12 protein-coding genes are annotated in these 13,590 nt (G+C 70.4%); 4 read left to right on the top strand and 8 right to left on the bottom strand.

Translation table 11 applies throughout. From position 1 onward, the window contains the following. Window positions 1-209: 209 nt before the first annotated feature. A complete protein-coding gene (locus H7965_RS08120) occupies window positions 210-1,181 on the bottom strand; it encodes a Bug family tripartite tricarboxylate transporter substrate binding protein (protein ID WP_186770054.1) in 972 nt (323 codons plus the stop codon). 344 nt (window positions 1,182-1,525) lie between these two features. On the opposite strand from H7965_RS08120, the gene H7965_RS08115 reads away from it, so the two are divergent. Then, a complete protein-coding gene (locus tag H7965_RS08115; protein ID WP_222440513.1) occupies window positions 1,526-2,305 on the top strand; it encodes an enoyl-CoA hydratase-related protein in 780 nt (259 codons plus the stop codon). A gap of 362 nt (window positions 2,306-2,667) precedes the next feature. Here the strand turns inward: H7965_RS08115 and mepA are convergent, their stop codons facing one another. Together mepA and H7965_RS08105 are read right to left on the bottom strand one after the other, a co-directional pair. Next, entirely contained in the window at window positions 2,668-3,411 is a 744-nt protein-coding gene (gene mepA, locus H7965_RS08110; RefSeq protein WP_229682501.1) for a penicillin-insensitive murein endopeptidase, read from the bottom strand. An 86-nt stretch (window positions 3,412-3,497) separates the two neighbouring features. Then, the gene (locus tag H7965_RS08105; RefSeq protein WP_229682502.1) at window positions 3,498-4,061 is read right to left on the bottom strand and encodes a polysaccharide biosynthesis/export family protein; all 564 of its coding nucleotides are present in this window, start codon (window positions 4,059-4,061) and stop codon (window positions 3,498-3,500) included. A gap of 338 nt (window positions 4,062-4,399) precedes the next feature. Here H7965_RS08105 and H7965_RS08100 point away from each other — a divergent pair, with 338 nt between their 5' ends. Further along, window positions 4,400-6,568, top strand: a complete 2,169-nt coding sequence (locus H7965_RS08100; protein WP_186770051.1) for a GumC family protein — start codon at window positions 4,400-4,402, stop codon at window positions 6,566-6,568. A gap of 7 nt (window positions 6,569-6,575) precedes the next feature. Next, complete coding sequence (gene galE, locus H7965_RS08095; RefSeq protein ID WP_186770050.1) at window positions 6,576-7,565, top strand: UDP-glucose 4-epimerase GalE; 990 nt, start codon at window positions 6,576-6,578, stop codon at window positions 7,563-7,565. 20 nt (window positions 7,566-7,585) lie between these two features. Here the strand turns inward: galE and H7965_RS08090 are convergent, their stop codons facing one another. Further along, window positions 7,586-8,611: an acyltransferase family protein gene (locus tag H7965_RS08090; protein WP_186770049.1), complete on the bottom strand. Its 1,026-nt coding sequence runs from the start codon at window positions 8,609-8,611 to the stop codon at window positions 7,586-7,588. 34 nt (window positions 8,612-8,645) lie between these two features. Next, window positions 8,646-10,034: an O-antigen ligase family protein gene (locus H7965_RS08085; RefSeq protein ID WP_186770048.1), complete on the bottom strand. Its 1,389-nt coding sequence runs from the start codon at window positions 10,032-10,034 to the stop codon at window positions 8,646-8,648. A 60-nt stretch (window positions 10,035-10,094) separates the two neighbouring features. Here H7965_RS08085 and H7965_RS08080 point away from each other — a divergent pair, with 60 nt between their 5' ends. Further along, complete coding sequence (locus tag H7965_RS08080; protein WP_186770047.1) at window positions 10,095-11,234, top strand: acyltransferase family protein; 1,140 nt, start codon at window positions 10,095-10,097, stop codon at window positions 11,232-11,234. A gap of 9 nt (window positions 11,235-11,243) precedes the next feature. On the opposite strand, the gene H7965_RS08075 is transcribed toward H7965_RS08080, so the two are convergent. The 3 genes from H7965_RS08075 to H7965_RS08065 form a co-directional block, all read right to left on the bottom strand. Next, on the bottom strand, window positions 11,244-11,510 hold the full coding sequence (locus H7965_RS08075) for a hypothetical protein (protein WP_186770070.1): 267 nt from the start codon (window positions 11,508-11,510) through the stop codon (window positions 11,244-11,246). 97 nt (window positions 11,511-11,607) lie between these two features. Next, a complete protein-coding gene (locus H7965_RS08070; protein ID WP_186770046.1) occupies window positions 11,608-12,210 on the bottom strand; it encodes a LysE family translocator in 603 nt (200 codons plus the stop codon). A gap of 57 nt (window positions 12,211-12,267) precedes the next feature. Then, on the bottom strand, window positions 12,268-13,347 hold the full coding sequence (locus H7965_RS08065; RefSeq protein WP_186770045.1) for a branched-chain amino acid aminotransferase: 1,080 nt from the start codon (window positions 13,345-13,347) through the stop codon (window positions 12,268-12,270). Between the last annotated feature and the right edge of the window lie 243 nt (window positions 13,348-13,590).

Below are 13,590 nucleotides of genomic sequence, written 5' to 3'. Positions count from 1 at the left end.
CGAGTAGTGGCTGCCATAGGCAGGCAGTGCCGTCCGCCCCACCGCAAGCGCCTCACCGGCCACCCGCAGCGCCGACTTCGAAAGCGTCCGCATCGACCACCTCCGGACCGCTCATCCCAAGATAGCCGCCCAAAGTACCCAGCCAAGCCAGGGTTTCAACAGAGCAACCTGAACGCAAAACCAATCCGCTGCAGGGCCGCGCCACCGCCTCAGAATTCGGCCCGGATACCCGCCCGCCGGATGACCTCGGCCCATTTCTTCTGCTCGGCCGCAAGGAACGCATCCCCCTCCGCCGGGCTGGTCAGGGCCGGGACGAAGCCGAGTTCGGCCAGCCGCGGCGCCAACACCGGGTCACGGGCCGCCGCCACCAGGGCGCCGTGCAGCCGCTGGACCGGCAGGTCAGGGGTCGCCTTCGGCCCCGAGAGCGTCACCCAGGTGTAGACATCATAGGCCGCGAGCCGCGGATCGCTCTCGGCCATGGTCGGCAGATCTGGGAATTCCGGGACGCGCCGCTGCACCAGCGCCGCCAGCGGCCGGACGGTGCCGGCGCGGATATGGCTCAGCACTCCCGGCAGGTCGCCGAACACCATCTGCACATTGCCGGCCAGCAGATCGGCCATCGCCGGGCCGGTGCCGCGATAAGCAATGTGGGTCAGCTCGGTGCCCGTCATCAGCGTGTAGAGCGCGCCGCCCATGTGCAGCGGCGTGCCATTGCCCGCGGAGCCGTAGTTCAGCTTGCTGCCATTCGCCGCCGCCCAGGCGTGGAAGCCGGCGATATCGCGCGGCGGCGCATCGGCGCGCACCACCAGGATGTAGGGCACCGTCGCCAGCAGGCTGACCACGCGCAGGCTCGCCGCGGTGTCGAAGGGCACCGGGTCCATGGCCAATGGCGCCATCATGATGCTGATGCTGCCCATCAGCACGGTATGGCCGTCCGGCCGCGCCTGGATCACGCTGCGGGTGCCGATGGTCGAGCCGGCGCCGCTACGGTTCTCGACGACCACCGGCTGACCAAGCAGCTCGGTCATCTTCGGGGCGAGGATGCGCGCGGCGACGTCGGGGCTGCCGCCTGGGGCGAAGGGGACCACCATGGTCACCGGACGTTCCGGCCAGGCCTGGGCGCGGGCGGCCAGCGGGGTGAACAGCGCGGGGGCGGCGAGCAAGGCGCGGCGGTGCAGCACGGGTACTTCCTCATTGCCAGGACGTTGTGCCGAGGATGGCATGGCCAGGCGTCGCGCCAAAGCCGCCGGCCGGTGCAATGATCGCCGCCTGCGCATGATGCTGATGGACGAGCCTTCCGTCGGCATGGCGCCCAATGTTGTCGGCGGCATGGTCGCCGCCATCGTGCCCCGCGCGCGGAAAGCCTCACCATCCCGCTGGTCGGGCAGAAGCTCGGCGTCGCCACGGTGGTGGCCGACTCCGCACATGTGCTGCAAGGTGGCTGCGTCGTCCGTCGTGGCCCCGCCGCGGGTCCGCTGGACGATAATGAGGTGCTGCGTCGCGGCCTGATCTGAGGAATTGCATGATGGATGGAATCGAGCTGCGCCGCGACGCCTCCGGTGTCGTCACCGTAAGCCTGACGCGGCCGGAGAAGCGCAATGCGGTGTCGCTGGCGATGTGGCGGGCGCTCGGGCCGCTGTACCGGGCGCTCGGTGCCGACCCTGCGGTGCGGGCGGTGATCCTGACCGGCGCCGGCCACCATTTCTGCGCCGGCGCCGACATCTCGGAATTCGCCGCGGTGCGCAGCACCCTGGCCGACATCGCGGCCTATGAGGAGGCCGCCGACGGCGCCACCGCGGCGATCCGTGACTGCCCGAAGCCGACCATCGCCGCGGTCAGCGGCTATGGCGTCGGCGGCGGCTGCGGCCTCGCCCTGGCCTGCGACCTCAGGGTCGGCGACGCGACCACGCGCATGGGCATCCCGGCGGCAAGGCGCGGCGTGGTCTATGGCGCGCTCGACACCGGGCTGCTGCTGCGCGCCGTTGGGCTTTCGGCGGCGAAGCTCATCCTCTACTCGGCCCGGCTGCTGCCGGCCGCGGATTGCCTCCGCCTCGGCCTGCTGAACGAGGTGGCACCGGCCGCGGCGCTGCCGGCGGCGGAAGCGCTGGCGGCCGAGATCGCCGCCAATGCGCCGCTCTCCGTCGCCGGCGCCAAGCGCGTACTGGAGGTGATGGCGGCCGGCGATGAAGCGGCGCGCGCCGCCGAGATCCACGCCATCGTGGAGCGCGCGGCAACCAGCGACGACTACCGCGAGGCCAGCCGCTCCTTCGTCGAGAAGCGCGCGCCCGTCTTCCGGGGACACTGATCGATGTACCGGCTCGGTAGGATAGACGCGGGCCTCGGTAGGATGGACGCGGGCGAGGCTGCCGATCTGCGGATTGTCCTGATCGCCGGCGTCGACGGACTCATCGGCCATGTGGTCGCACGCCAGCTCGCCGCCGCCGGCCGCAGCGTGCTGGCGCTGGACCAGGTGCCGGTACAGCATCCGCCCTGCCCTGTCGTTCGGCAGCCGTATGGTCCTGTCATGCGGCGTTCCAGCCGAAGCCTGTCGTTCGCAGGGCGGAGGCACACTCCGGGGCGTTCACGCCCTTCCGCGATCCGCTCCGGCCTGGTCGATCGGCCGCGGGCTTCAGGCCTTCGGCTGTTCCAACCTCAAGCGATCACGCCCTAACCTGCCTCCAGCACCGCCGCGCAAGCCTCAGGCAAACGCGGCGCCGGGCCGGGCGGGCGCGGTGCCGGGCGGCGCGCCTCGGGGCTCAGCCACCAGGCAAGCGAGGCATCGCAGCCATCGCCCGGCGGGGGCGGCGGCAGGCCGCGGCAATCCGGCTGGTCGGGCGGGCAGCGCAGCCGGATGTGCATGTGGCTGTCATGGCCGCGCCAGGGGCGCACCCAGCGCAGCCAGGGGGCGCCAGCGTGGGTACGGCAGAGCTCGCGCTTGATGGCATGGTTGACCAGCACCCGGTCGATACCGGGGCTTTCGGCCGCCAGCCGGATCAACGCCGCATGCTGCGGCCGCCAGCGCGCCCGGTCGACGCCGCTTTCATCCGGCAGCACCAGCGAAGGCACGCTGATATCCTCGCGCGCCGCGGCCGGCACCCCCGGCTTGGGCGACAGTTCCAGCCAGATGTCGGCATCGAGCCCGGTCTGGTGGCTGGCATGGCCCCAGGGCAGCGGCCCACCACGTGGCTGCGCCATGTCGCCGATCCAGAGTACCGGGAAACCCTGCCGCTGCGCCCTGGCTGTGAAGTCGCGCAGAAAGGTGACGAGGGCGGGGTGCCCCCAATGGCGGTTGCGGGAGACCCGCACCGCCTGCCAGCCCGGCCCCTCCGACGGCAGCGCGACCGCGCCGGCAAGGCAGCCGAGCGAGGTGCCGCCGATGATATGCGGCGGCCCGGCGGCCGGGCCGCGCACGGCGGCCCAGTCGCTGGCCTCGCCACGCTGCGCCGCCGCCGGCGCGAGGCCGGCGGCGAGCAGCAGGATGAGGAGCGCGAGGCGCCTCAGAACCGTCGCTCGAAGACGGTGATGGTATCGCCCGGCTGGACCAGCGATTCACGCTGCGCGCGATATTCCACCGGCCGTCCATCCGGTCCGATGCGGGTGATGGACACGTAATCGCGAATGGCGCGATAGTTGAAGCCGCCGGCAACGGCGACCGCGGTGAGGGCCGTCATCCCCGGTTGATAGGGGAATTGCCCGCCGCGTTCCACCATCCCGAGCACGAAGATCGGCCGGTAGGTGACCACCTGCACCGCAACGGAGGGATCGCGGAACAGGTTCTTGTTCCGCATCTCGGTAGCGATGTTCTGCTCCACCTCTCCGGTGGTCAGGCCGGCGGCGCGCACGGTACCGACCAGCGGCAGGGCGATGGTCCCGGCGTCCGAAACCCGGAAATCGCCGGTCAGTCGCGGATCGTTGAACACCGTGACCCGCACCTGGTCCTCCGGGCCAAGGCGGTAGGCCGCGAGCGACGCGTCGGGCAGCGGCGGCAGCCCCGCCCCGGGCGAGGCGCAGGCGGCCAGGGTGCTCATCGTCAGCAGGCAGAACAGGCGACGTCCGGTCATCATCTTGCTTTCCCATTTAGGTGTGTGCGACAGCACCGCCGCACGCGGCACGATAGGCGACACGATCTTCCTGCCAGAGCGCAGGCCGCGCGCACATTCCCGTTTCCTTGCGCGAGTGGTTCATCACGCCGATGTTTGCGTGGTGTCGCGATGTTCGCCGTGGCGTTGATTGACCCGCTTCTTCGCGTGCGCGTATTGCCCATCCCGAGTCAGCGCCGTCGCGAAGGGAAGACTGCACCCGCATGCTCGACAGACCGGTTGAGTCACGTCCACCTTCCGACAAACGTCCCAATCTGCGAACGCCGACACCGGTTGCCGCGCCGATTGAACCGGAGGGCATGACGGTTGCTGCGCTGATCGCCGCGTTGCGGCGACGTCGCTGGGTTCTGATCCTCTGCGCGCTGCTCTTCCCGATCGCGGCCTATGTCGCGGCGAAGCAGTTGACGCCGCGCTACACCGCCTCGACCACGGTGATGTTCGAGCCGACGGATTACGCCGCCCGCGAGCTGCAGAGCATCCTGCGCGACGAGACGACGACCGATGCGGTGCTCGCCAGCCAGGTCGAGGTGATCCGCAGTCTTTCCGTCGCCCGCCGCATCGTGCGGGAATTCAACCTGACGGAGAGCGAGGAATTCAGCTGGTGGGTGAACGAGGCGAAGCGCGTCGAAACGCTGCGCTACCGCTGGCAGGACGCGCTGGCCCGCCGTCTCGGCGCAATCTCGCCGAACCTGGCCGAGCTAGTGGCGCCGGAGCCGCCGGAGCCGATGCCGCCGGAGGAGGAAGCCAACATCTCCGCCGCCGAGGCGGTGCGCAACCGGCTGCTGGTTCAGGTGGTGCGCAACTCGCGCGTGCTGAACATACAATTCACCTCCGAGGATCCGAAGCTTGCCACCGAGGTCGCCAACATGGCGGCGGAGCTCTACATCGCCGATCAGCTGGAGATGAAGTTCAACGCGGTGCGCCGCGCCAATGACTGGCTCGACAGCCGCGTTGCCCAGCTGCGCCGGGAGCTGCAGCTCACCGAGAGCCGGATCGCGGAACTGCGCACCAGTTCGGGCCTGACCCGGGGCGTCAGCGCCGGGCTGGCGACGGAGCAGGTCAGCCGCATCAACACCGACCTGATCGAAAGCCGCAACCTGCTGGCGACCGCGGAAGCGCGGCTGAATGCCGCGCGGGCCGGCGGCGGCGCCGACCTCACCGCGCTCGGCGCGGCCAATCTCACCAGCGGGCGCGCTGCCCGCGACGAGGCGCGGCGCGATCTGGAACGGTTGCAGGCCACCCTCGGCAGCAACCACCCGGATGTCCGCGCCGCGCGGTCCCGGCTGGCGGAGACCGAACGCGCCGTCGGCGGCGAGACCAGCCGCGTGGTCCAGGCGCTGGATGCCGAGGCGCGCGCCGCCCGGGCCCGGGTCCGCAGCCTGGAGGAGGCGCTGCGAAGCCAGGAAGCCCGGGTCAACCAGTCGCAATCCGCCGAGATCCAGGTGGCGGCGCTGGAGCGCGACGCGGAAGCCTCCCGCAGCCTGCTGCGTGCGGTGCTGGAACGCTCGCAGCAGACCGTGTCGCAGACCGCGATCGAGAAGCCGGATGCGCGGGTGCTGAGCCCTGCCACCGTCCCGGGGGAGCCGAGTTTTCCGAAGGTGTCCCTGTTCGTCGTCGCCGCCGCCATCCTTGGCGTGCTGTTCGGTCTGCTGGTGATCTGGTTCCTCGAACAGGCGGACAGCACCATCCGCTCGGGCGAGGAGGTGCGGGCGGCGCTCGGCCTGCCCTGCCTGGCGCTGGTGCCGATGCTGCGACGCGGGCTGCTCGGCCGCCACCGGGTCGAGGATTACGTGGTGCGCAAGCCGCTCAGCCCCTTCTCGGAGAGCATGCGCACGCTCCGCGCCGCGCTCTGGCTGGGGACGGAGCCGCCGCGCGTCGTGGTCATCACCGCGGCCCGGCCCGGCGAGGGCAAGACCACCACCTCCGTCGCCCTGGCGCGCAGCGCCGCAATGAACGGGGAACGGGTGCTGCTGATCGATTGCGACGTGCGGCAGCCCTCGCTGGGCCGGGTGTTCCGCTGCGAGGGCGCGCCCGGCGTCACCGACCTGCTGCTGGGCCAGGCGTTGCTGGAGCGCATCATCCGCCGCGACCACCTTTCCTCGCTCGACTACATCCCGGCGGGGGCGGCGGAGATCCATTCGCTCGGCCTGTTCATGTCGGAAGCGATGGCCGGGCTGCTCGACCGGGTCCGCCGCGACTACGACCTGATCGTGCTGGACGCCCCGCCGGCGCTGGCCATGGCGGATGCCCGCGTGGTGGCGCGGCTGGCCGATGCAACCTTGCTTTGCATCCGCTGGCGCGATACCCCCCGCTCGGTCGTGCGCAACTCCCTCGGCCTGCTCGAGGAAGCGCATGCCCGGGTGGTGGGTGCGGCGCTGACCCAGGTCGATGCCAAGGTGCACGGCCGTTCCGGCTACGCCGATGCCGAGGTCTACCACCCGCGCTACGGAGGCTATTTCAGGGAGTAGCGGGGCGATGGGCTGCTATCTGGTCACCGGCGGCGCCGGTTATGTCGGCAGCCACCTGGTGCGGGCGCTGGCCGACCGCGGCGACACCGTTGTGGTGGTGGACGACCTCCGCCAGGGCCACCGCGGCGCGGTGCCGGAAGGGGTCGAGCTGATCCGCAGCGACCTCGCCGACCGCAAGCGGCTGGGCGAGGTCTTCGCCAGCTGGCGCTTCGATGCGGTGTTCCATTTCGCCGCCCTGTCGCTGGTCGGCGAGAGCATGCGCGACCCGTTGCGCTACTGCATGGAGAACCTCTCGAACAGCCTCGGCCTTGCCGATGCCGCGGTGAAGGCCGGCTGCCTGCGCTTCGTGCTCTCCTCCACCGCGGCGCTGTTCGGCGACCCCGAGCAGGTGCCGATCCCTGAGGATGCCAGGCTCGCGCCGACCAACGCCTATGGCGAGAGCAAGCTGATGGTCGAGAAGGGGCTGCTCTGGGCGGATCGGGTGCATGGGCTGCGCTCCGCCTGCCTGCGCTACTTCAATGCCGCCGGCGCCGACCCGGAAGGGCGAATCGGCGAGGACCACGAGCCGGAGACGCATCTGGTGCCGCTGGCGATCGGCGCGGCGCTCGGCCTGCGGCCGCCGCTGACCGTCTTCGGCACCGACTACCCGACGCCGGATGGCACCTGCATCCGCGACTATGTCCATGTGACCGACCTCGCCGACGCGCATCTGCGGGTGCTGGACCGGCTGGAGCAGGGCAGCGTCCGCTACAACCTCGGCAATGGCACCGGCTATTCGGTGCGGCAGGTGATCGAGGCGGTGGAGCGCATCGGCGGCCGGCCGGTGCCGCACAGCCTCGGGCCGCGCCGCGCTGGCGACCCGGCGGTGCTGGTGGCCTCCTCCGAACGGCTGCAGCGCGAGACGGGGTGGTTGCCGCGCTTCGGCGCGCTGGACGACATCGTCCGAACCGCCTGGGCCTGGCACGCCGCGCATCCGCGGGGTTACGGCGACCGCTGAGCCGCCGCCATCGGCCGCCCCTACGCCGTCAGCCGATCGAGCCGCGGCAACCGGGAGAAGACCAGGCGCTTCAGCAGGATCGGCACGCCGATCCCGAGCGCCAGCGCCACCGCCACATGCAGCGGAAAATGCGCCGCATCCCAGCTTGCGCCGAAGCGCAGCAGCAGCGCCTTGCCGCCGCCGATCGCCAGGGTGTTGAACAGGTAGATCGCCATCGCGTAATGGCCGAGCACCAACGGCCACTGGAGGCGCGCGACCAGCGGCCGGCGCACCAGCCCGTGCAGTGCCGGAATGGCCAGCAGGCCGCAGAGCAGCAGCGCTTGGTGCGGCCTTAGATGCCAGGGCGCATCAACCCATATGGTCATGGACGCCAGCAGCCCGGCGCCGAAAAGCGACCACCATAGCGGCAGCCAGCGGTCGAACAGCGGCAGCAGCCGGTCCTGCCGCTCCGCCACCCAGATGCCGGCGGCGAAGAACAGGAAGAAGCCGGCGACCCGGTCCAGGTACATCACCGGCGGAATCTCGACCAGTTGCAGCGCGAAGCCCAGCAGCACCAACCCGGTGCTGCCCACCCCGCAACGCCGCAGCACCACCGCCAGCACGGTACTGACGAACAGCACCAGCAGGTACCAGACGGTCAGCGCAGGGCTGTGCTCGGTGTGCCAGAACAGCGTAGCCAGCCCGCCGCCGAACCCGCCCTGCGGCACATTGTCCACATGGGCGAAGCGCATCGCCACCAGCTTCGCCACCAGGATCAGCAGCCCGAGCGCGAAGAACGGCAGCAGCAGCCGCTCTGCCCGCCGCGCCAGCAGTCGCGGCCAGCCGGCGATGGGGGTGGCGAGCGCCCCGCTCAGCACCGCCACCGTTCCGCTGAGATAGAGGAAGAAGGGCATGTGGAAGCGGTAGATGGCGTAGCGCAACGGCTCATACCAGCCGACATCGGCGGGCGGCGCCTGCGCCACCACATGGCCCAGCACCACCAGCAGGATGGTGATGCCCTTGGCGCGGTCGAGGTCGAGGCGCCGCGTCCTGGCCGGCTTGGCCACGGGCGCCTGCTGTTCGGCCACGCGGCGTGACGCCTCAGCCGCTGCGAGCAAAAGCCGGATGGCCCGCGTTGCTGCCGCGCCGCCCGCCCTGGCGCCGGCGCTGTTCCGCCAGCGCCCGGCCATCCTCCCGGGCGCGGGCCAGGGCGGCGGCGAAGAAGCTGAATTGCACCACTGCCGTGCTGGCGATCAGCGTGTTGTCGAAGGCGCTGTGCAGCAGCGCCGCCAGCAGCGCCGCGCGCAGAACCAGCTTCTCGGCCGGCGGCGCGTTGCGCGACCCGCCCCAGATCCAGGCGATGATCGAGAGGAAGATGGCGGCGCAGCCGATGATGCCGGCATCGACCGAAAGCCGCAGATACTCGTTGTGCGCCGCGGTGCTGCGCAGCAGCTTGATGGTCGGGTCCTCCGGGTTGACGATCAGCTTGCCGGCGCCGAGGCCGAAGCCGAACAACGGACGCGCCTCGATGGCCTCGATGAAATAAGGCCAGATGATGTCGCGGCCGGAGAAATTATCGGCGGCGCCGATGAAGCGGTCGAGCGCGAAGACCAGCACCGGCCCCAGCACCACCAGCCCCGGCACCATGCCGCCCATCACCAGATCCACCTTGCGCCGCAGCGGGAAGACCTTCCGCCCGGAGAGCAGGAACACCAGCAGCAGGAAAAGGGTCACGGAGATGAAGGGTGCCCGCGCCTGGGTCGCCAGCAGGATGGCGAGGTCGAGCCCGCCGATCACCAGCCAGGTGAGCCGGAAGCCCCGCAGGTATTCCAAGGTCGCGGCAAAGATGGCGGTGACGCAGAAGCCGGCCAGGAAGGGCGGCGTATGCATTCCCTGCAGCCGGCCGATGGCGTCGAACATCGGATAGAGCCCAAGCACATGCACCACGCCACCGACCAGCAGGCTGATGATCGGCACGAAGGTCACGCCGCGCACCACCATGGACCAGACCCGCCGCGGTGCCATGGCGAAGCCGAGCACGAAGGGCGCGGTGGAGCCGATCAGGCTGCGTATCATCTCCCCGGTGGTCACCACCCGGCCGATCGGCAGCACCACGATGCTGATCGCGGCGATGGCGGCGAAGGTCAGGAAGGGCCAATTGATCGAGCGTTCCGGGCCGTAGCGCAGCAGCAGCGCGCCGGCCAGCGCGAAGGGCACCACCTTCACCAGCGCCCCCGCCGCGGCACCGCCGCCGAGGGAGGCGAGCATGCCGGCATCCACCTGCAGATCGATCCCGAGGCCGAAGGTCAGCACCAGCGCAACGACCATTGCCGCCGGGAATTGGTAGAAGGCCATCACCGCCAGTGCGAGCACCGGCAGCGGCAGCAGCAGCAGGAGTGTCATGGGGAAGAACACCGCCCCGAGCAGCAGCGACGCTGCCAGCCCGAGCGCAATGATCCCCTGGATGTGTGGTGCCGGCAGGGCAAGCATGCGCAAGGTTGTCCCATGCCGCCGCCGGTCCGGCCAATCAGCGTTTTGTCAGGAGAGTGCATGCAGCAGCGCGTTCGCGCAGCGAAACACGCGGGCGCAGCGCCGCGTCAGGCGGGCCTCACGCGGTTACGCTTCTTCTTCATCAGCTGGGTAATCCTCTATCATCTCAACCTGCCGTTGCAGGTCGATGCGATCTGGCCGCAACTGCATTGGCCGGAAGCGCTGCTGCGGCACGGCTACCTTGGTGTGGATGGCTTCTTCCTGCTGTCGGGCTTCGCCCTCTGGCTCGGCTACGGCACGCGGCCACCCTGGAGCTCGGCGACGGTCCGCGACTTCCTGCTGCGCCGTGTGGCGAAGATCTGGCCGCTGCATGCGCTGGCGTTGCTGGCGCTGGCGCTGCTGGTCGGGCTGAGCGTGCTCGCCGGCCTGCCGATCCGCGATCCGGAACGGTTCGGGCTCGACGAGTTCGTGCTGCAACTGCTGCTGGTCAATGCGTGGGAGACCTCCCAGCGCTTCGCCTGGAACTACCCCTCCTGGGCGCTATCGGTGGAATGGGCCGGCTACCTTGCCTTTCCGCTGCTGCTCCGGGGCGTTGTGGGCGTGCCGCGCTGGGCCTCCCCGCTGGTGGCGCTGGCGGCATTCGGTGGGCTCTGGCGCTTCGCCTCGGCGGTGCCGGAGGTGGGGCTGAACTGGACCCTGCATCTCGGCCTGGTGCGATTCGGGCTGGAGTTCACCCTGGGGCTGGCGCTCGGCCGCATGGCGACCGAAGGGATGCTGCCGCGGGCGCTGCCACTGCTGGCGGTGGCGGCGCTGCCGGTCGGCGTGCTGTGGTGGGACGACGCGCTCTCGGTGCTGGGGCTGACCGGGCTGATCGTCGCGGTGTGGCAGGCCGGAACCGCGGGCAGCCGGGCGGCGCAGCCGGCACCGGCGCGACCGGACCTGCTGCTGCGGCTCGGCGAGGCCTCCTTCGGCGTCTATCTCTGCTGGGTCTTCGTCGAGGCGGTGCTGGTGCTGGTGCTGCGGCTGGTGGAGCCGGGGCCGACGGGGCGGGTCGGGCTGATGCTGGCTGGCTTCGTGGCGAGCCTTGTCGCCGGCTGGCTCGCCTGGCGCTGGGTGGAGGTGCCGGCGCATCGCTGGATCATCCGCCGGGCCGCGGCGCCGCCGCGAAGGCAGGAGGCGGGCGCGACGGCCAGCTCGTAGCCGGCGGCGTCAGCCGGCGCGGGCTTCGGAACCAGGCCGTTCGAGCATCATCCGGCCGGCCGCGGTCAGGGTAACCCTGGCCGCCGCCATGCCGCCCGCCCCGCCCGGGATGATGCGCACCAGCTCCTCGGCCAGCGCATCCTCCCAGATCGACAGCCGTGGGCAGGAGGTGCGCCAGCCCTCCATCGCCTCGGCATAGGGCCGTGGGGCCTCGCCGATCCAGGCGAGGAATTGGCGCAGCAGCATCCGGTCCGGGGCAAGGGCGGCATCGGCCATGGCGGGATCCTCCGCGGCGAGGCTGTACCCGTCCGGCCCATCAGGTCCAATCCGAAGCGCGGATCGTGGCGATAGGGCAGACAGGCAGCGGGGCCAGCTACCCCAACAGCAGCGGCACCAGCGAGGCCACCAGCAACAGCGCCATCACCCGGTTGAACCAGACCAGCGCCGCCGGCTTCAGCATTCGCGCCACGCCGCGCCCGAGCACCGCCCAGCCGAGCAGGGACAGGAAGGCCACCGGGGCGAAGATCGCCGCCAGCACCAGTGCATCCAGCAGCACGCCGGCGCTGGTTCCGGTGTATGTGGCGACGGCGCCGGTGGCGATGATCCAGGCCTTGGGATTCACCCATTGGAACAGCGCGGCCTGCCATAGCCGCATCGGTCGCGCCGCCGTTGGCCGCTCGGCCATATCGGGCGGCGCGGTGGCCAGCGCCCAGGCCAGCCACAGCATCCAGGCCGCACCGCCCCAGCGCAGCCCGGCCTGAAAGCCCGGGCTGCGGTGCAGCGCCTCCGCCGCCCCCAGCGCCACCAGCACCAGCATGAGCGGAAAGCCGAGCGACACGCCGAGCATGTGCGGCACGCTCCGCCGCAGGCCGAAATTTGCCGCGGAGGCGGCGACCATGGCGTTGTTCGGCCCCGGCGTCGCCGACATGGACACGGCGAAGCCGGCAGCCGCGGCGAGCCAGCCGAGCTCCTGCATCACGCGCCGCCCGGCCGGTGCCGCGGATGGCCGAAGCTCTCCACGGCACCGCCCTGGCTACGCCGCCTCGGCCGGCACCACACTGGTCCAGCCATGCGGATCGTTGCTGCGACCATACTGGATGCCGGTGATGGTGTCGTAGAGCTTCTGGGTCAGCTCGCCGGTCTCGCCGCCGTTGATGACCACGTTCTCCCCCTTGTAGCCGAGGGTGCCGACCGGGGAGACCACGGCGGCGGTGCCGGTGCCCCACATCTCGCGCAACGTGCCGTCCCGCCCGGCCTGCATCACCTCCTCGATGCTGATCGGGCGTTCGCTGACCCGCAGGCCCCAGTCGCGCATGAGTTGCAGGGCGCTGTTGCGGGTGACGCCGTCGAGGATGGTGCCGGCAAGCGGCGGGGTGATCACCTCGTCGCCGATGCGGATCATGATGTTCATGGTCCCCACCTCATCAAGGAATTTGCGCTGCACGCCATCGAGATAGAGCACCTGGGTGTAGCCGGCCGCCTCGGCGTCCCGCTGGCCGGCCAGGCTCGCGGCGTAATTCGCCGCCGTCTTGGCCTCGCCGAGGCCCCCCTTCACCGCGCGGACATGGGTGTCGGAGGCCAGGATCTTCACCGGCTTCACGCCTTCCTTGTAGTAGCTGCCGACCGGCGAGAGGATCAGGAAGTACAGGTAGCTGTGCGCCGGATGCACGCCGAGCATCACATCCGTGGCGATGACGGTCGGGCGCAGGTAGAGGGAGGTTCCCGGCTTGTGCGGCACCCATTCCTGGTCCACCGCCACCAGCGCCTCGAAGCTTTGGCGGATGACGTCCACCGGCAGTTCCGGCATGCACATGATCTTCGCCGAGGTGTTGAAGCGCTCGGCATGGCGCTGGGCGCGGAACAGGCGGATCTGGCCGTCGCTGCCGCGGAATGCCTTCAGCCCGTCGAAGATCGCCTGGCCGTAGTGCAGCACGGTGGTGGCGGGGTCCATGCTGATGGGGCCGTAGGGGACGATGCGCGGCGAGTGCCACCCTTTGCCCTCGTCGTAATTCATCAGGAACATGTGGTCGGTCAGCGCCTTGCCGAAGGACAGCGCGTCATCCGCGGGCTTCGGCTTGGGCGTGGTGGTGCGGGTGATCGGGAAAAGGCCCATGCTCTGCGTTCCTTCTCGTGGTCTTCGGCTGATGTTGCTTGGCTACCGTGAATACGGCCCCACCGGGAACGGGGAGAAGCCGGTTTGCCCGGCCCAGGCCGGCAGGCTTCCGATCCCGGCCGGGGTCCGGCGAATCGCCTCGTGCCAGAGCTGGAACATCCTCGGGGCATCCCCACCTTTGAAAGGAACCAGCGTCATGACATGCTTCTCCGCAATTTCCTTGCTCGTAGCTGGGGTAAGCTA

The sequence above is a fragment of the Siccirubricoccus deserti genome (assembly GCF_014283215.1).
Taxonomy (GTDB): domain Bacteria; phylum Pseudomonadota; class Alphaproteobacteria; order Acetobacterales; family Acetobacteraceae; genus Siccirubricoccus; species Siccirubricoccus deserti.
This window is presented reverse-complemented; position numbering and strand designations above follow the sequence as displayed.